The sequence below is a fragment of the Nocardia sp. NPDC046763 genome, from assembly GCF_040645495.1.
GTDB lineage: Bacteria > Actinomycetota > Actinomycetes > Mycobacteriales > Mycobacteriaceae > Nocardia.
Window position 1 is genome coordinate 1 of the sequence record NZ_JBEYYI010000051.1, and the last position, 24,162, is coordinate 24,162.

Sequence of the window (24,162 nt, forward strand, 5' to 3'; positions counted from 1 at the left end):
GCAACACTCAACGTCACGCTCAGAACATCCGATCTCGCCCATATCGTCAGAGAACTACTGGGTCACCATGTCTCACGCGAGTCTGGCAGATAGGGTCTCCCCCGATTTCACACCGGCCGAGGCCGCTTCGCTGCGGGCAGCAGCGCTGACGCAACTCGACCATCCCACCCGAGCACTCATGATCCATCTCCCTGGCTGGCAGCGACGCGCACACGAGGTACTCGACATCGTGCGCGACCAGGTCGGAGTATCGCTACAACGAGTCGTGCTGGCCCACATGGACCCCTCGGCAGCCGACACCTCATACCAGCGCAGCGTCGCCGAACGCGGAGTATGGCTCGAATTCGACATGATAGGCATGGACATCGCCTTCCCTCACGAAGGCCGCTCATCCGCCCCGGAACTCATCGCAGCCGCCGTCTCAGACCTTGTGACACGTTATCCGGATCAGATCCTGCTCAGCCACGACGTCTTCCTCAAACAAATGTGGACCCGCAACGGCGGCAACGGATTCGTGTACATCCCGACTGTCTTCACGAACATGCTCGCCGAGCACGGAGCAAGCCCCACCCTGATCCACGCACTGCTACAAGACAACCCCGCCCGGATGCTCGCTGGTCAGGACTGCACGCACAACAGTCGAACTCCGAATTGAAGTGCGCTACTTTGCGTGGAGTTCACGTCTCGTAATCTCCTCCTGAGCTGCGTGAGTACGCTCAGGGTCGGCTTCGCGTCGGGGATCCGAGCGGGCAACCCGTTCACTAGTGAACCGATCCGATGGGAGTGGACGACAAATGTTGGTAGGAGTGGACTGGCAGGAGGTCCGCGCGAGCCTGCCACCGGGTGAAATGCTCAGATTCCCGGCCGATTTCGCGGAGCGGATCTGGAGGACGCCGGATGCGGTGGAGTTCGCGGTGACATTCGGAATCCCCTACTCGCGCGGGCTGTTTCGGATATCGGCTGATGCGGCCGACCGCGATCCCGCCAGCCCCGACCTGGCCTTCCTCGATGATATCGACTCCACGCCGGCGGACACGCCCGCCGGAGAACTCCAGCCCTTGGGTCTGTTGTTCCACAGCCTGCTCTACGTCCGTCCCACGGACGGAACCATCTGGGTGTCCGACCCGGACGCGGAAGTGGAATTCGAGTTGATCCACCGCGACCTGTCGTCGCTGGCATACCTGGTGTACAAGGTCGAGGTCGAACGACCCGACCCCGACGAAGACCCGACGCCCTTCGACTGGGCCGAAATCGAGGAGATCATCCAGGAAGGAATGAACCGCTGGGACACAACGCCTTTCGAGTCGAAGACGAGGTTCTGGACGACTTTCCTTCAATCCTATCCAATGATGTGACCTGCGGTGATCCACTTCCGGTCCAGTACGCGCACACCAAGACCCTCGCTTTCGATATGGTCACCCCGGCGGCAGAAGACTCAGCCCGGGAGCCGTCGACGGAATTCGGCAACGGACTGCCCCGTCCACCGTAGGAAGAACCGATCCAGCACGCGACTGTCCCGATAACCGAATTGGCTCGCGATCAATTCCACCGGCACGGATCGATCCTGGAGAAGGATGATTGCTCTGTCCCGCAGGATCATTGCGAGCTCCGCACGCCATGTTGTCCCATGGTCGGCCAAACGCCGCTGGAGAGTGCGATCACTCACCCCCAGTTTCATCGCCACCTTCGACAACGTAACGCCACCGACGCCACCCGCCCATACCGCAGAGTTCAGGACTTCACGAAACGCGTCCAGCCACGTGTTCTCGAGACTGGCCGATTCGAGCAGCCGTCGAGCATAAGAACGCAGGACCTGCTGTAGCCCAGCGTCATTCGTGACCGCACCGGTCGTGGCCGAACCCACTGGAAAGACAATCGAATCCCGGTCCCGGGCGAAGTGGATATTGGAGGTACCGAGGGCATCGACTAGATACCCGGTGTCCGCCGGTTCAGGATGGGAGAAGTCGGCCCTCACCGGGACACCGATGGTCCCGAATCTTTCGCGAGTACGCCTCGCGGTCACGGCTATCGCGAATTCCTTGATCACCGCGTCGACCGGTGGTTCGAGCGGCCAGTTGGAATACTCGACAGTCAGCAAGGATCCGTTTTCGACCACCTCGACGCCGATTCTGGAGTCACAGATCGTCTCGTTGAAACGGGCCGCGTCACGGAGACCGTCGGCGAGCGTCGGCGCAGTGGCGATCAAGTAGTCCCAGACATGTAAACGACCCGGGTCGGCGCGACGGGCGGCTGCGACGCCGGCCGCGGGCCCGGCCAGCAGATAGAGCAGGCCCCACAGTCTCGAGATGTTCACCGGCGCTATTCGAGTCATACTGTCCGATACGGTCTCTGGATCACGGCCGAGGACTCGAGAAATCTGTTGTTCGGTGGCTCCGAACGCCCGCACCGCATCCACCAGCACGCTCACCAGAGACCACGAGACCGAGTTGATCGCCGCGGTCATCGCAAGCGCCGCTGACGGAACTGACCTGGCGGCTGCTCTGTCCAGCGCCGGAACGAACGGCGGAACGCGCGTGCGTCGGCATACCCGATACGGGCAGCGATCGAGCGAATCGGAAGGTTCGTGGTTCGCAGCAGGTCCACGGCGTGCTCGTATCGCACGGTATCGACCTCCTCCCGCCAGGTGGTTCCCGTATCGAGAAGGCGGCGTTGCAGCGTGCGGGTGCTGATCGTCAACCGCCTCGCGACGCTGTCCAAACTCAGATCACCGTCCTTCAGCGCATCGTTGATCGCGATTCGCACGCAGTCCTGTCGCCCTGGCGCCAACCGAGACGAGGCCAGCAACAGTTCGGAATAGTGCCGCAGCATCACGCTCAGGCGCGGATCCCACTCCGTGGGAGTCTCACTCACGCCCCGGAACGTGATCTCGGCAGCGGGCGCGTCGAAATCGATTCGGCTGGTGCCGAATTCATCGATCAAATGTGGATATCGATCGGATTCCTGATGAGAGAAGCTCACCCGTACTGGAACCAGCGGCCGCCGTGTCGCCTCGCGGATGCGGCGCAACATGAGTGACAGCATGAATTCCTGTACGGATGCACGAGGAAAATCAGGTTGTCGTGGAGTCATGCCACGAATGGACAGCAGGTCGCCGTCCTCCACCATTTCCCAGCCGGTTTCGGGATCGGTTACCACTCCGCGCAGTTCGATCGCGGTTCGAACGCCCTGCGCGAGTGTCGGTTCACTGACGAACAAGTAGTCCCACACGTGCAAGCAGCCCCGCTCGGCGGTCTCTGTGGCAAGCAATCCTGACCGTGGCCCTGCCGCAGCGTCCAACAGCTCCCAGATACGAGGAACGCAGACCGTCGGAACCCGCAACAGGTCGTCATTGAGAATCGCGGGATCAGCTGCCGGATGAACGGCGGCCAGCTCGCTCGGCCGCACCCCGGCCCGAATCGCCGTCGCCCAGATCAATCCCACTGTGCGCGCGGGAATGCTGCCTTCGATCATCGGCGGAACCCACCCGGTACCTCCAACGATTTGCCGGGTGCCGAAGTCACTGAACACCTTCGATCATGGGCATGACACGAGCAGGCGATGCGATCGAAACCCCGGCGTCGGCAGGGCGGCCGTCGTACATCCGAGCTCGCTTTCCGAGGAATCGGATCGCCGCATCGGGGAACCATGGTGAGTGCGTCGAGCAGATCCTGCAGGTCGCGTGTTTCCAGCGCATGATGGAACGACTCGAGCACGGCGTGAGTTTCGCCGGCCGATACCACCATGCGGCAGCAACCCGAATCGACGTGTCTACGGGCACGGGACGCGATTTGACGGACAGCCACGGAGGATTTTCCGATGGTGGTCGCGATCTCCTCATGACCGATGCCGAATACCTCTCGAAGCACGAAGACCGCGCGCTCGGTAGGCAAGAGTGTTTCCAGAACCAACGTTACCGCCAGTGACATCCTCTCGGCCCGTTCCACATCCTCGGCCACATCCGGCGCGATACACAGATGTTCCGGTAACCACGAACCGACATAAGCCTCCTTGCGACGGTTCACCTTACGCACATGATCGATCGCGACCCGGGTGGTGAGGCGGACCAGAAAGGCCTGCGGGTCGCGAACCTGTGCTACGTCTGATTCCATCCAACGCAACCAAGACTCCTGCAGGACATCTTCGGTGTCGGCGGCCGATCTCACTATCTTGTAGGCGACTGAGAACAGCAGTTTTCGACAACCGATGAACGACTCCGTCGCCGCATCAGTAATGTGATTGCCCATCTCTCGACCTCCTTTCCGAGGCGCTATGGCAAACCGTGAGTTTTCAGAGAGTTTGTTCCGCGATGCCAACCGAGACAGAACAATTGGCAACCCATCGACCAGCGCACGATCGCTGAGCCACCTCGATGGCACCTGCATTTTCCCGGCCGAATTCCAGTGCCGCATATCGGAATAACTGTGGTCCCGAGTACGTCAGGTATGCGTCAAGCCCGGTTTGGCCCTGTCGATTCCGTCGATCAGCGTGAGCGCTGCGCGAGCGGGGTCTCGATCTGCCCCTCGGCGACACAGTAACGGCGAACTCCGACCACGGGCACGATAAATTTCCTCACTGCGTGGCGCGGTGCCCGGTGACGGCCTCGCGCTGTTGCTCCTGACAGGAAAAAGACTGTCAGCCATCGCGGTTCGCAGGTAGTGCGTGCGACACCCATCGCGTGTGCGGAATGTGGGCAGCCGTTGTATGCAAAATGCATATCCCTACGATCCGCATCGACAGCACGCGGAAACGGCATGTGTTTCAGCGTGAACACCGACCGTGCAATCGGCCGGTCAGCTTCCCCCGGTCAACTGACCGCGCCGCTGTACCCGAAATCTAGTGCGACTCAGGGCAAGTGGTTATCGGTGTCGCGGATGACTCAGGCGGAGTAATCGATGGGGTCGCCGAAGGTTCCGTCGCCCCGGCCGTATCGCAGGGTGATGTTTCCTGTGGCGGTGTTGCCGACGACCATGTCGAGGATTCCGTCGCCGTTGAAGTCGGCGAGGATCGGGGTGGACAGCGGCATGAGTCCGCCGGAGGGGTAGGTGGTCGGTGGGCCGAAGGTGCCGTCTCCATTGCCGAGAAGGACTGTGATGGTGGAGGTTCCGGCGTTGGCGATCACAAGGTCGAGTTTGCCGTCGCCGTTGAGGTCGGCGACATCGAAACATTGTGGCAGCAGTCCGCCGGTCGGCACGACGACGGGTTTGGCGAAGGTACCGTCGCCGTTGTTGAGGAGCACGGAGATCGTGCTGCTCACCAGGTTCGAGAACAGCAGATCGGGCTTGCCGTCGCCGTTGATATCCCGCGCCATGCCGTACCAGGCGGTCAGGGCGCCGTCGGTGAGGGTGGCGGGAGGTTCGAAGGTTCCGTCACCGCGACCACGGAAGATCTGGATCGTGCTGTTGATGTAATTGCCGCGCAGCAGGTCGATGTTGCCGTCGCCGTAGAAATCGGCGACCGCGGCGGAGCCGGACCCGAGACCGCCTTCGGTGGAAACGGTGGTGGCGGGTTGAAAGGTGCCGTCTCCGTTGCCGAGCAGGATCGACCAGGAGGCGCTCTGGTTGGAGGTGGCGAGGTCGAGATTGCCGTTGTGTGTGAAATCGCCGACGACCACTGCGCCGGGAGCGAACCCGGTCGGGTAGTTGACGGCAGCGTTGAAAGTGCCGTCGCCTCTTCCGGTCAGAATGGAGACGGTGTTGGAGGTGAAGTTGGTGACGGCCAGGTCGGGTATGCCGTCGTGGTTGAAGTCGGCGATGGCGACGTAGTCGGCCTGTCCGCCGGTGGGGTAATGCACGGCGGGTTCGAAGCCGCCGCCCGCCTTGCCCAGAAAGACTGATATCCCGTTTCCGAGTAGGAAGTCGCTGAACACGACATCCTTCATTCCGTTGCCGCGGAGGTCGGCGACCGCGGGGACCGCAGGTCCGATCAGATTGGGCACGGTGTCCGCGACGGCGTGGCCGTTCATCGAACCGGGGCCCACGAACGACATCCCGGCGATCACCATGGAGATCAGGCCGACGACAACTGATTTGATGCGTGACACTTCCACTCCCCTGGACAAAATCTCTCCACGGAACCCTATGGGGTTCCCACCGCTGGGAACAGCTCGACATCAGTCTCTTCGGCTGGTGTCGTTCCGGTTGGGGTAGTCGAGCAACGCGCGCGTGTAGCCCCCGCTGAAGAGGGGGCCGGGCAGGGCGGGAATGTCGAAGGCGGCCACCAGTGTCGGCAGTTTCTCGGCCAGCGTGGCGTGGTGCAGGCGCAGTGTCGTGGTGATTCTGGTGGCGTGGTCGGTGGATAGCAGGGAGTGCTCGGCGTACCACATGCCGCGAGCGTGAATGCGGTCCAAGGCGTAGGCGGCGGCCGCGGAGGCGACCAGGAGCCGGGCGGTGGGATCGGGAACGCGCAGCGCGTCGGCGAACAGCGCGCTGGCGGCGGCCCGTTCGGCGGTGGCGGTGGCCAGCTCGATTGCGGCGGCGTCGGGTCCGAGTGCGACGCCGGCGTTTCCGTAGGTCTGGATGCGGATTCCGGCGGCGATGATCCGTTCGCGCTGGGCGAGCATCTCGATGTACCACGGGGGTGTCCCGGGCGCGCCCGGCAGTTGTGGGAAGACGCCGAGCTGCGCGATCAGTTCTCCGGCTCTCACCCGCAGGACGTGGTTCTCACCCGCGGTGGCGGTGATCGCCGACGTGGTGGCGATCCAATCGACGAGATGATTGATGCCCAGCGTTCCCTGCGCGCCCGCCCACTGTCGACATATCTCCAGCACTCGATGTGCGGTCTCGGAGAGCAGGGGTTTGGCGAGCATCGACCACAGTGCCCGCTGAGAATCGCCGGAGCGCTCGGGCGCGTCGCGCAGATGCCGGCCCAGCGCACCGATGGCGTAGACGGCGGCCACCCCGGTGACAAGGTCACGCCGCACCGCGTCGCGGTCGCCTCGCGCAATCCCGGATCCGGACCGGCGTTGCCTGCTGTGGTTGACCAGACCCGCCAGACCCGCGCGTGCCATGGCGACGCTCGCGTTGGCCAGATCGAGGCGTAGGTCGCCCAGGACAGTGATCGCACGATGGAACCGTTCGGGTTGCGGCACTGCGCATTTGAACCGGCCGTCCGCATCGATGCGGGCCCAGTCCCCGCCCAGCAGCGCCGCTCGCGGCAGCCACACCCGATCGAACCGGACCATGGCGTGATCGGTGGGCGCGCCGAATTCGTCGGGCAGATGAACGACGTGCGTGCCATCGACCAGACCGGCGGCGGTGCGCAGATCGAACACGAACGGAAACACACCCTCGTCACGACCGTCGACGAGCAGCCGTGCGGTGACGACAGCCGTCTCATGGGAAGCGGCATCCGCGACAGCGGGCACCATCTCGATCGAACCCGATGTCGGTGAGGTCAGCCAGAACCCATCGCCCTCACGATCCCACGTGGCCGTCGTCTGCTGGTCGGCACCATCGGCGCCATCGAGCTCGGCGATCATCAGCACGCCGACCGACGCCCCGGTATCGAGCGCGGCCAGCCGCTGCCGCTGATAGTCGGACCCGTTGCCCAGGCTCGCGATGGCACCGATCGCCAGATCCAGATGACCCACCAGCGGCAGCACCAGCCGCGGCGCTGCCACGGCCGCCCAATCCACCAGGGCGCCACGCAGTCGCGTGTCGACGGCAATCTCCCGCCCGGGCCGATTCACCGCCGCGATAACGGTGCGCAGCAAAACGGGCGCGACCTTCGACTGCCGGGCATCGATGAGATACGGGCGAGACAGATCCGGAAGACCGGCGACGATATCGCGGACATGAGTCCACACGGCGCGCTGGGGACCGAAGATCGCGTTCCGCAGCGCCTCCACGGTCGCGTCGGCGGCGGCATGCCCGAGCGATCTCGCTGCAGCCGATTCGACCGGCACATCCGTCGTGGACATCGTAATCTCCTGTGCCGCTGTAGATCCCGCGCGGCATCGGGCTTCGGTCGTGATACGGCTCTCGAACAGGTGCCTCTCCGGAGAACCCAGCAGATCGAGTGCCAGGGTGTCGATTCACAGCCGAATCGGGACCTCGAAGCTGTTGGTTCACAGGATATTTCGGGCGGCTTTCGGTCCTACCGCCGAACGTCCCACGGGTGGGAAGCCCATCGCATGCGTACCCTCGGCGTCGCGCCGAGTTACCCGTCTTTCCCTCAATCGTGGCCACGCCGGACCCGTCCGGGAGCTGGAACTCCGCACGCGAGGTCACCCCACCCTCGCGACATCGGCGTCACGACCTGCGGGAGGGTCGGCGGCGATCGGCGAGAAGCCGTGATGACCAGCAGTATTGCGTCGACAATGTTGGGGAACGGCAATGGCTGTGCGTCGAAACGGGTGCCGATACGTCTTTCATGGGATATCTCGACTGATCTTTCAGCCAGGGGTTCAGGTTGGGCCCGCTGGTATTGCCAGCGATGGCAATACCGGTGATCGTGCCCGTCGGTACATTGTTGCCGGTCGATGGGCGGGATCCCATCCTCGCCACCGTCCCGGTCATCGGGCGGCCGCGTGAATGCCCTACACCGAGCCCGGAGGGGAACCGACATGAAAGCTATTGCTTTTCGAATGGCGCCGGTCCGAAGTATCGCCTTCGTGGCGGTCGCCGCGGCTGTTTCCGCGGCACCGTTCATCAGCACCGCATCGGCACTCGCCGATATCACCGTTGAGACTCCGCGCTCGCAGGACTCGGTCTCGGAAGAACTGACCGGTCCGGCGCAGATCAATGACGAGGAGCCCACCGGCCGGGCCTGGTCGCACACCCGCTCGAACGAAGAAAACGGCCCTGGTGACATCGGCTGGCCCGGTTACCCGGCTTACTCCGGATATCCGGGCTGGGACTGTCACCGGCACCCGCCGTACCCGCCGTACCCGCCCTATCCCCCGTTCCCGCCGCCATCCGGCAGCGCTTCGGGCAGCGGTCTGTCCGGTAGCGCTTCGGGCAGCGGTATGTGAATTCTCGCTGCCGACAATCGAATATCGCAGCCGATGCCCGTGGACGATCGATCCGGTCGATCGCTCACGGGCATCTCGGCACATGCACGAACAACGATGCCCTGTTGCGGACCCTGTCGATCCATCCGGGTGGAAGGACTTCGAGCCAATGCAAGAGATTCCTCTTGTTGTGAACGCGCCTGCATGGGACGTCCACGGCGGCGATTCGACCTGGCCGACGACTCCGGCACCACCAGATCGGGTGCCCGATCCGTCCACCGCGGGTGAGCGAATCGCCGTCGTCGCGCGAGGACTCCATGCTCGGGGCTGGATGTCCGGTACCGCCGGCAATGTCTCCGAACGGCACAGCGATTACGCCGTGATCACCGCGAGTGGGCTGCCCAAGGGTGAACTTCGCGCCACCGACATGGTGACCATCGCCATTGCGGATTCGATTCCGGTACACGATAATTCACTTCGTCCATCGACACAGGCGTACATTCATACTGCCATCTATCGAGCCTGTGGTGCTGACGCCGTGGTTCACGTGCATCCCCCGCACGCGACCGCCCTGTCGGTTCACAAACTCGCGGCCGAGGTGAGTACCATCCGATTCGCGGGCTACGAACTCATCAAGGCATTGGGCGGGAATCGCACGGGCGCCGTGGACATTCCGGCGTTCCCCAACCATGCCGATGTATGGCGTATCGGAGTGGAGGTCGAGACCTATCTGTCCGCACATCCGGACGCGCCGCCCGTGCTGTTCATCATGGGGCACGGCATCACGGCGTGGGGTGCCAACCTCGCTCATGCTCAGGACCGCGCGGAAGGTCTCGAGGCCCTCTGCGAATTGACCAGTCTGACCGGGCAACGTCAGATTGCGTCGAGCGACAACTAGCGTCCAGAAAGGTTGGGCCGGTAACCGGGTGTCGGTTTGCCCCGGTGCCGAAGCGATGGTTCCCATCATCGAGAAGAATTGATGCCGACTGTTACGGTCCGGGCAACCAATCGAGAGGGGTTGTGGTGCATTCGGCTGTGACGCAATTGAGTTCGCTCATGCCACCCCCTCCCTTGCCGCCGGTGATCCCGCCGCCCTGGACGGAGGTCGAGCATGCCATGGGGCTGGCGCTGCCCTCCGATTATCGTGACTTCATCGACCTCTACGGCGACGGCCGGATCAATGCGACGCTGTCGGTGTTCTTCCCGGCCCGCCGCAGCGGGTACCGTCGCTCGCTGACGGTTCTCGCCGATAACACAGCGGGGTTGCGGGCCAATGGCTTCTTCGATGAATTCGCCTGCCCGAGCATCGATTCCGATCGATCCACCGATCTACTGCTCTGGGGGCAAACCCTCGCCGGCGACCTGCTCTTCTGGTCGGCCACCAGCGAGGACCCGAACGAATGGACGACCCGGGTGTTCCTGCAGCGGACCGGTGTCCGGGACTGCTGGCGCCACTTCGACGGCGGGATGGCCGAATTCATCGTCGGAGGCATCGACGGAAGCCTCGCGACAGCCGCGGAGTTGATCGGCCCCCGCTCCGGGGGACCACGCTGGACCCGACTGCGAGACTGGGAACACGACTACGGTCACCCACCCTCGGCGGTGTTCGACGACTTCGTCCCGACCCGGGGACACTGGCCTGTCGACGGACGCCACACCTCCAACGGCTCCCTCATACCGTTACGAAAACTCGGGCAGTCCGGCGGTGAGCAACCCCCGCTGGGGCCGAATGGTGTCCAACGCAGATTGATCGAACTCGATCAGTCATCCACGACGGTCCGGTTGTACGGCGGCAGGCAGCATCCCGGCATCTCCTACGAGGTCACGGCCGAACTCGGATCCGAAGCGCCACCGGGAACCATTGGACTGGAACTGCTTCGCGACGGCCATCCCATCGCATCCACCCTGGTCGACGCATCGAACCCGCAATCAGCGCGCCTCGAAACAGAGGTCCTGGTAACCGCTGGCACGCCCGCCGCGGCGGTCCAATTGCGAGTAGTCGCGAACACCCCCGCCGAATCCGTCGTCATCAACCACGTCTACCTGTCCGCGAAAGGGACCCTCGGCAGCTGAGCCCGCGAGCACATCCCGCGGTGTGACACAAGTGCGGATCGGACTTCCCACGACTGGCAAACCCCCGGTCACATCCGCGGGCGCCTTCGATACCGTTGACCCGCGCCGCAACCTCGTCAGCGCTGTCCGCGCGCACCCGCATCGAGAGGGATGCCTCCCATGGATCAAACCCCGTTCACCGCAACACCATCCGCCGGAATCACCCTGGATGAATCGGCTGAACGGCCCGACATGTCCTGTCTCCCAGACGGTTCACATGCTGCGGGCGTACAGATCGCGGCGCTCGCACACGATCTGTACGCGCGCGGGTGGATGCCGGGCACCGCGGGCAATATCTCTGTTCGCCAAGGCGATACAGCGGTCATCACTGTCAGCGGGCTCTCGAAGGGAGAGCTCAGCGCCACCGACATGGTTCGCGTCAAGGTCCTCGACTCGCGACCGGTCCCCGACGATTCGCGGCCCCCCTCAGCCGAGACGGCCATCCACACCGCCATCTATCGCGCCGGTCGGGGTACGGCGGTGGTGCACGTGCATCCGCCGTACGCGACCGCTCTGTCGATCTTCCGGTACACGAATGACACTCGCTCCATAGAGTTTTCAGGCTACGAACTGATCAAGGGTCTGGGTGGAACACGTCCGGATGTCATCGAGATCCCGATGTTTCCCAACCATGCCGAGGCAACATGCATCGGCGCCGAGGTCGAGAAGCACCTGATCGACCATCCCGACGCCCCTCCGGTCCTGTTCATCGCCGGCCACGGCATCACCACGTGGGGCGAGAACCTGGCTCGGGCACGCGACCGCGCGGAGTGCCTGGAAGCGATCAGCAGACTGACGATCTTGACCGGACGACGCGAGATTCAGTGCGCGTAGCGGCCGAGTGCGTCGAAGGGCCCGAACGGAGATTCATCTGTTCGGGCCCTTCGCATTTCGCATTCAAGTATGGGGATTCATCACACTCCGACGGTGACCTCACGCCCGCGTCGCGCCGCTGGAAGTCTTACGCCTCATTGACCGTGCCGTTAGATAACGGTACGCTATGCAGGTCGCTAAGGTGACACACCACACGTTGGGGAATGGATGGGCGCCGATAGCCCTCGAACATCACTGTCCCCGGCATCCATCCTGCTCACGCGGAGTCTCGTCATGGCTGCAATCGGTCTTGGGTTGATATTTCTGTTCATTCTCGCCGCGGGAGGCCTGCGTTCGGTCGAGGTCGGCTGCCAGAACACGCAGATGCTCCACGTGAAGAACGTGTGGATCTCCGCGGTGGCGTCGTATGCCGTTGCGCTATCGGGGTTTCTGATATTCCTGGCGGTATCTCGCCTGTTCTCGTCGGCACCGCTGCCGACGCTCGCGGCCTTCGAGCACATGCCGTGGTGGGCGCCGTTCGGTGGGCTCATCGGTGGCGTCGCCGTCGTCGGCATGATCACCGTGGCGAAACACGTCGGTATCGCGACATTCAACGCCGTCGTCATCGTGAGCGAGATGCTGGTGGCCCTGGTGATGGACGACCTCGGGTTGATGGGATTCGCCGTGCGCCACGCGACTCCGATGCGATTGGTCGCCGCCGCCCTGATCACCGTGGCCGTCGTCCTCATGGCCACCGATACCGCCAGCGACAGCGACGCCGATAGCCCTGTTGCAGAACGGATTTCATGATGGTCGACGTGATCAAGACGGCTCCCCGGAAGCTGTCACGCCCGGCGCTGGCCATGGTGTTCGCCTTCATGCTGCTCGGCGGCGCGCTGCGATCGGTGGAGGCCGGTTGCCAGAATTCTCTGAAGCTGGCACTGGGGAACGTCTGGCTGTGCGGTGTCATATCCTATGCGGTCGCGCTGACCGGTGTCGGCATCATTCTCGTTGCCTCACTGGTCTTTTCACCGAACAAGCCCCGAATCAGCCGGTCCGACCTCGCGGCCATGCCCAAGTGGGCGCCCTTCGGCGGCCTCATCGGCGGAGCGGCGATCTTCGCGATGATCACCGTGGCATCTGTCGTAGGAGTCAGCACCTTCAACGCCTTGATCATCGCCGGCCAGATGTTCCTCGCGGCCGCGATGGATCATGTCGGCGTGATGGGCTTTCCGCGACGAAAGATCAACCGGCAGCGCCTGCTCGCCTGCTTCCTGATCATCGTCGGCTCCTACCTGATGGCCAGGTATTGACCTCGCGTCGTGCGACAGAGTGTTCAAAATGTCTGGGCGGCAGGTCTATCAACTCCCTACAACTTCGACCATGGGACCAGGATGACGAGGGGATTCTCGGCGCAGCTCCAAACCGTGGCGGGCTCCCACCACGTATCGCCGATTCAGCAAGCCCATATCATCGACTATCTCGACAATCTGGCCGCCGACGCACCCTCGGTTCGGGCCCTGGTCGGCGCTGATCTCCCCTACCATCGGCCGCCGATGGTCGTCACATCGAACGGCCGAACAACTCCTGCAGGAACCGTCGCGATATCCGAATCGGCGCGATGCCTGTGGCACGCTCTCGGCGCCTACGCCGCCGGGCTGCATGGATTCGCTCCCGGAATCCCGACCCCAGCCCTCGCGATCCAGGACCGGTGGCTGGACGGAAATCTCGACGAACTCCTCACCTTCGACATCGCTTTCGAGCTGCCGACAGCGATGCGCGACCAATCCATCGCGCGCAGTAGGCAATTCGCGGCCTCGATGCGCGAATCAGCCATTCGTCCGGAGTTCGTCCTCGGTGAGCGAGTGCCCTGGGGCACCGAATCGGCCGAACCCCATGTGTCGATGTTCATGTTCTCAGCACCGCGGGGAATGATCCCGCTACTGGCACACGCGCTCGACCACGTCGCGGCGGAAATGGCCCCGATACCCGCGGTCGGTCATCATTACGGACACAACCCGCACGGTGCACCGGAGATCTACTTCGCGCATTCACCCGCATGGCGAGCGGGACAGGACGCGATCGTCACCACCTTCGAGCCCCTTCGCCAAGGCCGAGTCCGCACCGAAGGCCCGTTCGGAGAACCCCTCGCCGCCATGCTGACCGGCGCGGTCCCCGCGGAACCGGACCGGGTACAACAACTCCGCGCAACCGGTTACGACGAGATCGGCGACCGCTTCAACCCGCACGTCACAGAGTCCGCACCGAACGACCCCACCCACGAAGTACCGCTGAATCGACTGCCCCCACCCCACCTGTTCAACGGAACACTCACCAGCCTCGCCCTCTACGGCATGGGCCCATTCGGCACCTGCCTGACCAACTTCCATCGCACCGAAATACGCACGCACCCACGCTCTTGAGGCAATAGTTCGCTTCGGGCCGCCGCTCGGACTCGGTTGCCGCGCTGGTTGATGCCGCGGACCGGTTCGAGGCCAGTGCCATGCCGATCAAGCCGGCCGCCAGGCTTGCACAGCGGCACAGTCATTTTCATTTCAGCCACGTCGGATCGGCTCGTAGTGAAATGACTGACGTCACCCATGGCGTGATCAACGCCCATGTTGGCACGCACAGTCCCCCTCCACCGGTAATGGTGGCGCTTAGGCTGCCCGTGGGCACTTTCAGCGGCGCCCAGTTCGACCGCCGTCGGCCGATACCATCCGAAAACCCGGGTCCAACCGACCAGCGGACCGGGTCCATCCGGTATCGGTCGGCGGCAGTCGTAATACCACGCGCATCCAGTCAGGTTCTCGGATCTGTCCGGCCGGCTTCGAGCGGATCGGCGACCTTGCCGATAACACCCGTACCCAGTGCTGAGAAGCCCCAGTCATCATCGCTGTCTGCTATCTGTTTGGATCACGTCGTGTCCGAACCCCGCGTCGTGCTCGAAGGAAGGACCGCGATGTCCCGGGCATGGCGACCGGGCCTTCTGGACGCCGTGCGAGTCAGCTTGCTGGTGGTCGGACTGCTGTGTGTGGCAACCGGATTGCTGCCCACACACGATGCGGCAGTGAACATGCGGCGGATCGCTCCGTTGTTGATGTTCCTGGGCAGTGTGATCGTGCTGGCCAACCTTGCCAGGCGGGCCAAGGTCTTCGATGTGATCGCGCATCGACTGGCGATCATGGCCAACGGAAACTATGTCGGATTGTTCCTGCTCTGCGTGTTGTTCGCGTCGACCACCACGACTGTTCTGAATCTGGACACCACCGCGGTGTTGTTGACGCCGGTCATGCTCGCGTTGGCGGTGCCGGCGCGGATTCCGCCGTTGCCGTTGGCGATGACGACATTGTGGTTGGCGAATACGGCGAGTTTGTTGTTGCCGGTGTCGAATCTGACGAATCTGCTGGCGGCGGATCGGGTGGCGTTGAGCGCGACCGGGTTCGCGGCGAGAATGTGGTTGCCGCAGGGGCTTTCGATTCTGGTCACCATGGCGTGCCTGTGGTGGTGGTATTGGCGCCGATCGCAGCGCGGGGCCGAGGGGTATGTGGTGCCCGAGCCGATCCGTCCGACGGATATGCGGGAGCGGGTGTTGTTGTACGCGTCGGGGGGTGCGTGTGTGTTGTTCGTGCTGGCGATCCCGTTCGTGGGAGATCGGATCGGGATCGCGGCCACGGTAGCGGCGGCAATCGCGTTGGTGGCCTTCGCGATCTACGACCGGCCGGCGTTGCGGTGGTCGCTGTTTCCCTGGCAGCTACTGGTTTTCGTGTCCGGGTTGTTCCTCGTAGTGCCGACGCTGTCCCGGTACGGACTGTCGGACCTCATGGACCGGCTCATCGGTACAGACACCAGTGGGCTGGGCGTATATCGCGCGGCAGGGGCGGGCGCGGCGCTGTCCAACATCGTCAACAACCTGCCCGCCTACACCGCCGGGGAGGCCGTGATCGGCCCTGGTGATCAAAATCAGCTGCTGGCCTTGCTGATCGGCACGAACATCGGCCCGGTGGTGACGCCGTGGGCCTCACTCGCCACCCTGCTGTGCCTGGAGTTCTGCCGGACCCACGAAGTGAAGGTCCCCATGCGCCGGTTCGTGCCGACCGGGCTGGTGCTGGCCATCGCCGCGACCACCGCCGCCACCGCGGGACTGATGCTCACCAGCTAGAACGATTGTCTCGGAGCTCGGCTCAGGATTCGATGACCAGTTGATCGACCTGAATGGCGATCAAAGACGCTTGTCCGGCCTCGCCCTCGTAAGTGCCGGCGTTCAGGTCGAGGATTGTCTCGCTGTCGAGATGGATCGTGCCCTGCAAGGAGACCGCCACTCGCAGACCGCTGCTCACGCGAATGGTCGCCTCGTCGATCAGCACGGTGCCGTCGTAGGCGGTGATCCGTGCGGTCGCGTCCTGAAAGTCATCGTCGAAGTTAGCGATGACAACACGTCCGAAAACGAGGTAGTCACCGGCCGGGGCTTTGCCTCCGCCCACGGGAGCGACTGCCAATCTGCACAACGGTTCGTAATTGAAGTGGTGCAGGCCGGCCACACGCCTGCCCGGGTTCTGGGTCGCGAACGTAATGCCCATCGATGTCTCCGATCTCAGTCTGCCGCGCCCGTCGGGCTCCAGCCGCGAGTTGATCGCGGTTCAACCGTAGGTCGGTCCGCACAGCAGATCCCGCGTACTCGGCTACTCGAAATCTGCGCAGCCGGCACCCTCCGGCGATCGACGGCCGCACGAACCCAGCTGCCACCGCATGATTCGCCGGCAGCGAGAAGGAATCGCGACGTCCAGCCGGTGCGATACCCGGGATCTGCTGAAAGTCGTTGCACCGTAATCGGAATCGAAACCCGGCAAGATCGCGTCTCTCTACCGACCCGGAATAAGCTGGCCCCGTGCCCGATACCGCAGATCTGACCTTCCCTGCCGCCCTCGCCGAAGTGTTCGCCATCGGTTTCGAATGGAACTGGGACGAGGACACCGACGAATCCACCGGCTGCGACTTCGAACCGTACGAGCAATTCGAAGCGCCCGAGCGCACCGCCTGGTGGTTCCGCCTCTGGACCGGCAACGACGAGGTCGACGGTGCCGAATTCCGCTTCTTCGGGTCCACCGGAGCGGGCGATTACGCGGGCTGCTGGCTCGTCCGACCCGATATGCCGCTCGCAGCCCAGCCCATCGTCTATGTCGGCTCCGAGGGCGAAACCGGCGTGATCGCGCGAGATCTCGGTGACCTGCTCTGGATCTTCGCCAACGGCTCGGGACCGGCGGAGGCCTTCGGTCAACCGACCGTCGACACCGCGCCGAACGACGAATTCCGCGCCATCGCCGAGCGCCACGCACCGGGCCGGAACCGGTCGACAGCACAAATCGTGGCGGACGCCCGCAACGAGTATCCCGGATTTTCCGCATTCATCGACTCCTTGTGCCGCTGAACGCGTCCGAGATCGTTGTCGATGCTGTATCTCGGAGGAAACGACATCACGGCCGACAATCAGCATCCGGCGGAGGTCGCGGCACAAGGCGACGCGACCACGAGGGCACGCGGCACCACCCGTTGCGTGCGAACTCAACCGAAACGCCGCGGGAGTCGTTCATCCCAGTCGCGAATCGTGGCTGACGTCACCGATTGCACGCCCGGCGAAGATCCGCCGTGGCGCGGTTCAGTTGCAGGAGCCCGTGGCGGCCTTGCGGATGCCGGCGACTGCGTCGTTCTGATCCTCGGTGGTCATGAGGTTCCACGCGGCGCCGTTCTTCATGCCGTTGATGACCTTCTCGGGATCCTTGGACGCGCTGGGCGTTTTGGGGTCGGAGAAGATCGGCAACATCGCCTGACATTCCTTCTGATACATCGATGACGAAGGGTTCCCGCCACCCGTGTTCGATTGCGGCGCAGAGGAGGTCGACGAATGACCGCATCCGGCGAGCAGCGCGGCGGAGGCCAGGATGGTGAGTGGCATGCCGACGTGCTTGACCATCGATGTCATGTGTGAAAACCCTTCTCGCGCTGGGAGTAGCGAGCCTGTGCTGCCTGCGAGACAGTAATGCGTCCCCAGGAGAGGGAAGGGTTCGGTCGGCTGGATTACCAGATCGGGACAGTGTAGGGGGATTGGCGGCGGAACTCGTCGGGTGACTGGTCGGTCCAGCGCCGGAACGAACGGCGGAAGGCACGGGCGTCGGCGTAGCCCAGGCGGGCGGCGACCGAGCGAATCGGGAGGTGCGTGGCGCGCAGGAGTTCTACGGCGTGTCCGTAGCGCACGGCTTCGACTTCTTCACGCCAGCTGGTTCCCATGTCGCACAGACGGCGTTGCAAGGTGCGCGGGCCGATCGACAGTCGCGACGCGATGCGGTCCAGGCTCAGGTCGCCCTGGCTCAGCGCGTCATCGATCGCGATGCGGATGGCGTTCTGCTGGTTGGAGGCCGGCCGTGACGAAGCCAGGAACAGCTCGGCGTAGTGGCGCAGTATCGCACCCAGATGTGGATCCGCGCCGGTGGGAAGATGACCCGCGTCGAGGAACACGATCTCGGCATATGGAGCGCCGAAATCGATTCGGCTGGTGTCGAATTCGTCGACCAGGTACTGATATCGATGGCTCTCCCGATGCGTGAAGGCCACCCGGACCGGAACCAGTGGTTGACGCGTGGCTTCCCGAACACGCCGCAGCATGAGTGACAACATGAACTCCTGGACGGGGCGAGCGCACTCGGGCCAGAGCGGGGTGGTGTCGCGAATGGACAGCAGGCCACCGTCTTCCACCACCTCCCAGCCGACGCCGGGATCGGTCACCACGCCACGCAGTTCCACGGCGGCCCGAACACCCTGCGCAAGTGTCGGTTCACTGGTGAACAGGTAGTCCCATACGTACAAACCACCCCGCTCGGCGCTCCCCGCCGCGAGCAACCCCGACCCCGGACCGGCCGCGGCATCCAGGAGTTCCCAGGCGCGCGGAGTCCACGCTCCCGGAACACGCAGCAGATCGTCGCCGAGAGTTTCGGGATCCACGACGGGAACAATCGCGGCCAGCTCGCTCCGCGCAACTCCGGCCCGAATCGCCGCCGACCAGATCAAGCTCACCGTGCGCGCCGGAATGGTGCCTTCGATCATCGGCAGAGCGTATCCAGATCGACACCCCGGTTGTCGAGTCATTAATCGGAGAACCCTGGCGGCCTATTTTCAATAGTTAACCAAATGATTTGTTCCGAGTCGCCAGTTAAAGGTGGCCGCCACGGCAGATTGATGCGCTCCTCGAAGGGCCCAATTCAACTACGAACCGAAGGCGCGGAAACCGAAGCGCCGGAGTCCCCTCGGTCCTGCGCGGTGAGCAGAGATCGCAGGTAGTCGCTGGGGGCCTGCCCGGTCCAGCAGCGGAAGGCACGCAACAGGGCGCGGTAGTCGTTGTAGCCCAGCCGGGAGGCGATGGACCGGGTCGAGAGGGTGGGGTCGGCCAGCAGGGTGACGACCAATTGGTAACGGGCCGTTTCGAGTTCGGTTCGCCACGTGGTGCGGTGCGCGGCGAGGCGGCCTTGCAGGGTGCGCCGACTCATGTTCAGGCGGCGGGCGGCCTCATCCATTTCGACGCCGTGGCCGCCCGGCTCGGACATCACATGGCGGATCGTCGCGCGCACAGTCTCCAACCACGGTGGCTTCACACGGGGCTACTCCTCGAGAAGCTGGGCATACGTCCGCAGAATTTCGTGGAGCCGCGGCCGGTCCCCGATAGGGCGAGTCGGCGAGTTCGAGCGTGAGTCGAGAGTCGTCCTCGGATACTCGCAGAACCGCCCCGGGATGACACACGATCGGGAGGTACCGCGCCCCGACACGAAGACCCTCCGCCAGCGTGGGCGCGGTGCTGATCAGATAATCCCACGCATGCAGCCGCCCGGGTTCGGCCGCCGCGGCGGCCCGCACACCGGCCTCACGGCCGACCTGCTGTTCGAGCACCTCCCACAGCCGGGCCATGTCCAAGGCGGGAATTCGGGCGGCGTTGTCCTGCAACTCCGTTCGGTGCAGGCTCCCGATACGCGCCAGATCCGAGTCGCGGACGCCCAACCGCTTCGCGGTGTCCAAGATGAGCCTGACGCAGTGTGGCGACATCGTGTCGGTGAGAGCTGCGGGTATATCGTGTGTCAGGGTCATATCCGCTCCGCGTGCCTTCGTGATCCGAACTCGGGGTGAGATCGCTACAACCACGCGCCGCGCCCGACTTGTTCCGCCGCCCTCGGCGCCATATCTCACCGCCTGGCAGCGCGTCGAGATTCGTTGGCCCGGAATATTTCCGGGGCGACCCGGCCATGCCCCTCTCGGACCGGCGGAACACCACATATCGGCCGGGTCGTTCGCTCTTTCCACCCGGTCTGGCGAAGTCCGTGACGTGCCGCTTCGACCACTTCCCCCGGGCGGGAACGCGTACTTGCCCAGATATCGGGCGGGACCTAGCTTTTCGGCTAGCTCACGTGGATCACCAACGACGACTGAGGTTTTGGGTGCTGAATCCTCCCGGCGCGGTGCCGCGCACCGGCATTCCCTCGCGACTGGCCGCGAACCTGACGATGGCCGAGCAGTACGACTGGCACCGTGCATTCCGTAAGCGGCATCGGGTAAGCCGCCGGTCGTTCCTGCAAGGGGGTGCGGCCGCGGCGATGGTCGCCGGACTCGGTTTCTTCGGTCGGGTCGCCTACGCTGCGGACGCGCCGCTCGCGGTCGGCGGCCGACATGTCGGATTCGGTCCGGATGCAGCCAGTCAGTTGAGGTTCTCGGCGCAGTTGTCGCGTAATCCTCTCGGTGCCAAGGTGTTTCTCGACCATGGCCCCACTCCGGCCCTGGGCGCGACCAGCGAGGCCGAGGTGCGCAACCTGTTGACGCAGATCCCCCGCACCGATGGGGGGATGCTCGCTGCCGAGCAGTTCTACGTCCACGGCCGAGTAGACGGGCTGCCCGGACGGTTGCCGCACTTCTACCGCTGGCGCACCTCCGACGGATTCACCACCGACGTGGTGGCGGCCTGCACCGCGATGCCGAGTGCACGCCTCGCGCTACTGCCGTTCCGATTCACCATGATGGGGGATCAGGGAATCGACGACACTCCCCCGGAGCCGACCGGCATGCGTCCCGGCGCCTATCGCAACGGCCACAGCGACAGTGATGCACCCGATGCCCGCAACGCCGAGAACATCCAGCGCCAGATCGTCGCCTCCAACCCCGACTTCCACATCCTGGCCGGAGACATCTGCTACGCGGACAATTCACACGGCGGTGGCCCAGACTGGTTCGTGCCGAGCGGCAGAACCGACAATCCGGGAGTCGACGCCTACAACCCGTTCGTATGGGACAGCTACTTCCAAGCCATCGAATCCAGTGCTGCACGCGTGCCGTGGATGTTCACCACCGGCAACCACGACATGGAAGCAATTTATGGCACCCATGGCTACGGCGGGCTGACGAGGAGACTGGACCTGCCCGGCAACGGGCCGGACGGCTGCCCATCGGTGTATTCGTTCCGCTACGGCAATGTGGCGGTGCTGTCGCTGGATGCGAACGAGGTGAGCTGGCAGGTACGCGCCAACCTCGGCTATTCCGGTGGGGCACAGACGAGCTGGGTGGAGCACACCTTGGCCGCGTATCGAGGGGACCCCGCTGTCGATTTCATCGTGTGTTTCTTCCATGAATGCGCGTACGCGACCGGCGTCGGTGCGGCCAGTGACGGCGGGGTGCGCTCAGCCTGGTCGGATCTGTTCGACCGGTATCGGGTCGATTTGGTGTTGCAGGGCCACAACCACAACTTCGAACGTACCGATCCGATGTGTGGTGGTCGGCCGACCAAGGCCGTGCCGGACAACTCGATCGTCTACCCCGAAACCGACGGCACGGTCTACTACGTCGTCGGTGGCGGCGGTGCCATCCACGCGACGTTTCCGGCCGATGAGAGCTACCGCGGCAACGAGTTGTCCGACACCACCGTCGCCAAGGCCACGTTGTGGACCAGCGACGGTGAGGATCAGGGCGAGACCGATATTGCCTGGTCGCGTGTCCGGTTCCGCCGGTATTCGTTCATTCGGGTCGATGTGCGTCCGGGCCTTTTCGTCAGCGAGATGGACGTGACCGCGGTGGACGAGTTCGGGCGCGAATTCGACAGGATCACCTATCGGCGTCCGGTCACGGCGATCGTTCAGTTGCCGCGGTAAAGCGTCATACTTTACCGTGGTGACATGGCGAAACTGAACATCAGCCTCCCGGACGCGACCGCTGAGGCTCTGCGCGAGAGCGCGGAGGGCAACGTCAGTGCCGAGATCAACCGGGCCGTTCTCCAGCGGCTCGCGGACAAGGAATTGCGGCGCATTGCCGCGCACGAGCAGCACAACCCGCCGAAGTACAGCGATGCCGACCTGGCGCGCATCGGCATGGGCATGCCCTTGTGAGGGAACTGCGCCAAGGTGACATCTATACCCTCGCCGCCGGTGACGGCTATCTGACAGTGGTGATCGTCGACGGTCAGACGCTGCTGCGCCACCGCGATGTGGCACTGGCCGTGCCGGTGGTCGACGCCCGCGAGATGCCTGCGGATCTGCGGATCTTCTCCGTGGGCTGGGACGAGGGCCGTGTACTCGCGGCGCACCGGTTCATTCCCTGCGTGCGAACGGTACTGGAGGCCGGGACCTACGACGGGACGGTGACCACTGAGATGCTCGACTTCATCAAGATGGTGCTCGCCGTCAGATTCGACCTCTGACGGTCCGATCGGATTACCGCGCTGCGGAGTTCAGTCCCCCAGCGTGCCTTTCGCCTGTAAATGGACGCGGTTGACGATAACCATGTCATCCCGGCCGCGCGCGACGACTCGAAGCTGGATCGAGGACCCGGGCCCCTCCGCGGGCACACAGACTTCGGCCGTGAACTCGGCTTGCCGTGGACGGCCGGTGTCGACCAGCGCCGTATCGATGGCATATCCATCGCAAAGTAGCTGTACCCCGATGGTTTCCAGCTCACCGTCGGCCGAGAGGTCGGCGGTACCGTACAGCGAGTAGGCGATGCCGGGAGGTTGGCTGCCCCCGCTGAGCCGGATCGAGGTGCCTGTCTCCTCGAGTTCGATGAGAGGTCGTGCCTGACCGGTTCGCCACCAGTGGGCTTGATCGCCACCGTGTTGACCGTATTTGCGCAAGGGGATCACCGAACCGTGGGACGCGCGACGTCCCTCGACCGACCGGTCGCTGTCGAGGCGAACGCGGTCATCGAATACGGCGGCGGGTGGCCGGCCGTAGTCGTACTTCCAATCCCGCAGCCTGCTCCATCGCATGGTGCCGCGCGGATCGCCGATCAACCGGTTCGCCTGGGAGGAACCGCCATTACCGAGGCTGACCAGAAAATCGACCATGCCGCCGTCGAATTCAACCCAATGATCGCGGGAGTCGTTGTCCTGGAAGTGAACACGGATGGGCCAGGTGTCCGGGTCCTCGCCGTCGGTGGCCCAGAAGAGCAGACAACCGTTGAATGTCTGCCCCCACAGCAGGAGATTGTCCGATGTCAGCCGCTCCGCATCCGGATTCGGGCAGGCGGCATCGAGATCGTCGAAGAATCCACTCTTTCGGAGCGACCGGGTGTTGTCGAGCAGAACCGTCAGGGTGGGACGGGGCCCGCGTTGACGCGCCGGGAAGAACACGGAGAGCCGGTGGTTGATCTCCCCGTCCCCATAACAATCGATGAATTCGCGATAGTCGGCGGGAAGCGCGAGGTGCATCGCCTGCTGGATCACCGACCACGGCGGCGCCACAACCGGCCGCAGCGGTGGTGGCGGCATGAGCGACTTCAGAAGTGCCAGACCGGGATTCATGAAGGACCCCCGATGGTCGCGAGGGACACGGATATCACCCGGCCTTCCTGCCGCCCCTTGGCATTTTGCTTTCGATCAGAGAGCGAAACTCAGCAGCGAGCTTCCCAGACCGACCGCAGAACCGACGAAGGACAAGAAATTGGCCAGGTCGAGCGGGCCGGCTGAACCAGTATCGGGCACTGCGAACCTCTTCCATATGATTGTGCGATCAAGACGTGCGACGTCGGGATCGAAGGGGTAATCCGATCCGGTCGACAAAGTCCCCCGCCGCGAAGATCCACAGAACATCGCTGAGCCATCGTGAGCGTCAGGGGCTTTCAGTCTGAGCTATTCCCAATGGTGGCAATAGGTCCACTCATCAGCGTAAGTTGCTCTGTGATGCTCCTATAGATGTCAAGCAGTTTCGGCTGGTTGGTGCTGCGGAGGATGTTCGGTGAGGGCGTGGTAGACCTCGCGGGCGATGAATCGT

At 63.9% G+C, this 24,162-nt stretch carries 24 protein-coding genes and 1 pseudogene; 14 read left to right on the top strand and 11 right to left on the bottom strand.

Translation table 11 applies throughout. The features are described 5' to 3' along the window. Together ABZ909_RS41850 and ABZ909_RS41855 are read left to right on the top strand one after the other, a co-directional pair. Positions 1–655, top strand: a pseudogene (locus ABZ909_RS41850) (hypothetical protein); the annotation flags it as partial. Between the two features lie 151 nt (positions 656–806). After that, positions 807–1,355 carry an SUKH-4 family immunity protein gene (locus tag ABZ909_RS41855; RefSeq protein WP_357011660.1) on the top strand — a complete coding sequence of 183 codons (549 nt, stop codon included), beginning with the start codon at positions 807–809 and terminating at the stop codon, positions 1,353–1,355. An 80-nt stretch (positions 1,356–1,435) separates the two neighbouring features. Here the strand turns inward: ABZ909_RS41855 and ABZ909_RS41860 are convergent, their stop codons facing one another. The 5 genes from ABZ909_RS41860 to ABZ909_RS41880 form a co-directional block, all read right to left on the bottom strand. Next, the gene (locus tag ABZ909_RS41860; RefSeq protein WP_357011662.1) at positions 1,436–2,464 is read right to left on the bottom strand and encodes an AraC family transcriptional regulator ligand-binding domain-containing protein; all 1,029 of its coding nucleotides are present in this window, start codon (positions 2,462–2,464) and stop codon (positions 1,436–1,438) included. After that, positions 2,461–3,471, bottom strand: coding sequence for a helix-turn-helix domain-containing protein (locus tag ABZ909_RS41865; protein ID WP_357011664.1), 1,011 nt, complete (start codon positions 3,469–3,471; stop codon positions 2,461–2,463). The genes ABZ909_RS41860 and ABZ909_RS41865 overlap by 4 nt, the downstream gene beginning before the upstream one ends. After that, positions 3,468–4,244 carry a sigma-70 family RNA polymerase sigma factor gene (locus tag ABZ909_RS41870; protein WP_357011666.1) on the bottom strand — a complete coding sequence of 259 codons (777 nt, stop codon included), beginning with the start codon at positions 4,242–4,244 and terminating at the stop codon, positions 3,468–3,470. Before ABZ909_RS41870 ends, ABZ909_RS41865 begins: the two co-directional genes overlap by 4 nt. A gap of 632 nt (positions 4,245–4,876) precedes the next feature. After that, a complete protein-coding gene (locus ABZ909_RS41875) occupies positions 4,877–6,040 on the bottom strand; it encodes a VCBS repeat-containing protein (RefSeq protein ID WP_357011668.1) in 1,164 nt (387 codons plus the stop codon). 69 nt (positions 6,041–6,109) lie between these two features. After that, entirely contained in the window at positions 6,110–7,918 is a 1,809-nt protein-coding gene (locus tag ABZ909_RS41880) for an acyl-CoA dehydrogenase family protein (protein ID WP_357011670.1), read from the bottom strand. A 645-nt stretch (positions 7,919–8,563) separates the two neighbouring features. Here ABZ909_RS41880 and ABZ909_RS41885 point away from each other — a divergent pair. From ABZ909_RS41885 to ABZ909_RS41920, 8 genes are all read left to right on the top strand, one after another. Then, on the top strand, positions 8,564–8,971 hold the full coding sequence (locus tag ABZ909_RS41885) for a hypothetical protein (RefSeq protein ID WP_357011672.1): 408 nt from the start codon (positions 8,564–8,566) through the stop codon (positions 8,969–8,971). A gap of 82 nt (positions 8,972–9,053) precedes the next feature. Beyond that, positions 9,054–9,848 (top strand): methylthioribulose 1-phosphate dehydratase, encoded by a 795-nt coding sequence (gene mtnB, locus ABZ909_RS41890; RefSeq protein WP_357011674.1) that lies wholly within the window; start codon positions 9,054–9,056, stop codon positions 9,846–9,848. 158 nt (positions 9,849–10,006) lie between these two features. Then, entirely contained in the window at positions 10,007–11,023 is a 1,017-nt protein-coding gene (locus ABZ909_RS41895) for a hypothetical protein (RefSeq protein WP_357011676.1), read from the top strand. Between the two features lie 159 nt (positions 11,024–11,182). Further along, entirely contained in the window at positions 11,183–11,896 is a 714-nt protein-coding gene (gene mtnB / locus ABZ909_RS41900; RefSeq protein ID WP_357011678.1) for a methylthioribulose 1-phosphate dehydratase, read from the top strand. A 207-nt stretch (positions 11,897–12,103) separates the two neighbouring features. After that, positions 12,104–12,685 carry a DMT family transporter gene (locus ABZ909_RS41905; RefSeq protein WP_357011680.1) on the top strand — a complete coding sequence of 194 codons (582 nt, stop codon included), beginning with the start codon at positions 12,104–12,106 and terminating at the stop codon, positions 12,683–12,685. Continuing rightward, a complete protein-coding gene (locus ABZ909_RS41910; protein WP_357011682.1) occupies positions 12,682–13,188 on the top strand; it encodes a DMT family transporter in 507 nt (168 codons plus the stop codon). Before ABZ909_RS41905 ends, ABZ909_RS41910 begins: the two co-directional genes overlap by 4 nt. An 81-nt stretch (positions 13,189–13,269) precedes the next feature. Then, entirely contained in the window at positions 13,270–14,298 is a 1,029-nt protein-coding gene (locus tag ABZ909_RS41915) for a hypothetical protein (protein ID WP_357011684.1), read from the top strand. A gap of 80 nt (positions 14,299–14,378) precedes the next feature. After that, on the top strand, positions 14,379–16,037 hold the full coding sequence (locus ABZ909_RS41920) for an SLC13 family permease (protein ID WP_357011686.1): 1,659 nt from the start codon (positions 14,379–14,381) through the stop codon (positions 16,035–16,037). A 22-nt stretch (positions 16,038–16,059) separates the two neighbouring features. Here ABZ909_RS41920 and ABZ909_RS41925 read toward each other — a convergent pair whose 3' ends face one another. Then, the gene (locus tag ABZ909_RS41925) at positions 16,060–16,455 is read right to left on the bottom strand and encodes a hypothetical protein (protein ID WP_357011688.1); all 396 of its coding nucleotides are present in this window, start codon (positions 16,453–16,455) and stop codon (positions 16,060–16,062) included. A gap of 308 nt (positions 16,456–16,763) precedes the next feature. Here ABZ909_RS41925 and ABZ909_RS41930 point away from each other — a divergent pair, with 308 nt between their 5' ends. Beyond that, positions 16,764–17,303 (top strand): hypothetical protein, encoded by a 540-nt coding sequence (locus ABZ909_RS41930; protein WP_357011690.1) that lies wholly within the window; start codon positions 16,764–16,766, stop codon positions 17,301–17,303. Between the two features lie 228 nt (positions 17,304–17,531). Here ABZ909_RS41930 and ABZ909_RS41935 read toward each other — a convergent pair whose 3' ends face one another. From ABZ909_RS41935 to ABZ909_RS41950, 4 genes are all read right to left on the bottom strand, one after another. Continuing rightward, positions 17,532–17,846: a hypothetical protein gene (locus ABZ909_RS41935; protein ID WP_357011692.1), complete on the bottom strand. Its 315-nt coding sequence runs from the start codon at positions 17,844–17,846 to the stop codon at positions 17,532–17,534. A gap of 104 nt (positions 17,847–17,950) precedes the next feature. Then, positions 17,951–18,973 carry a helix-turn-helix domain-containing protein gene (locus ABZ909_RS41940; RefSeq protein WP_357011693.1) on the bottom strand — a complete coding sequence of 341 codons (1,023 nt, stop codon included), beginning with the start codon at positions 18,971–18,973 and terminating at the stop codon, positions 17,951–17,953. Between the two features lie 155 nt (positions 18,974–19,128). Next, complete coding sequence (locus ABZ909_RS41945; protein ID WP_357011695.1) at positions 19,129–19,518, bottom strand: helix-turn-helix domain-containing protein; 390 nt, start codon at positions 19,516–19,518, stop codon at positions 19,129–19,131. Next, positions 19,433–20,449 carry an AraC family transcriptional regulator ligand-binding domain-containing protein gene (locus tag ABZ909_RS41950; protein ID WP_357011697.1) on the bottom strand — a complete coding sequence of 339 codons (1,017 nt, stop codon included), beginning with the start codon at positions 20,447–20,449 and terminating at the stop codon, positions 19,433–19,435. The genes ABZ909_RS41945 and ABZ909_RS41950 overlap by 86 nt, the downstream gene beginning before the upstream one ends. Between ABZ909_RS41950 and ABZ909_RS41955 the strand changes: the two genes are divergently transcribed. From ABZ909_RS41955 to ABZ909_RS41965, 3 genes are read left to right on the top strand one after another with little or no spacing between them, the layout of a single operon-like run. Then, positions 20,419–22,050, top strand: coding sequence for a metallophosphoesterase (locus ABZ909_RS41955; protein ID WP_357011699.1), 1,632 nt, complete (start codon positions 20,419–20,421; stop codon positions 22,048–22,050). The two genes, ABZ909_RS41950 and ABZ909_RS41955, sit on opposite strands and share 31 nt — an antisense overlap. Positions 22,051–22,074: 24 nt before the next feature. Next, the gene (locus tag ABZ909_RS41960) at positions 22,075–22,284 is read left to right on the top strand and encodes a hypothetical protein (RefSeq protein WP_357011701.1); all 210 of its coding nucleotides are present in this window, start codon (positions 22,075–22,077) and stop codon (positions 22,282–22,284) included. Continuing rightward, positions 22,281–22,595 (top strand): hypothetical protein, encoded by a 315-nt coding sequence (locus ABZ909_RS41965; protein WP_357011703.1) that lies wholly within the window; start codon positions 22,281–22,283, stop codon positions 22,593–22,595. The genes ABZ909_RS41960 and ABZ909_RS41965 overlap by 4 nt, the downstream gene beginning before the upstream one ends. A 30-nt stretch (positions 22,596–22,625) precedes the next feature. Here ABZ909_RS41965 and ABZ909_RS41970 read toward each other — a convergent pair whose 3' ends face one another. After that, positions 22,626–23,693 (bottom strand): hypothetical protein, encoded by a 1,068-nt coding sequence (locus tag ABZ909_RS41970; RefSeq protein WP_357011705.1) that lies wholly within the window; start codon positions 23,691–23,693, stop codon positions 22,626–22,628. Between the last annotated feature and the right edge of the window lie 469 nt (positions 23,694–24,162).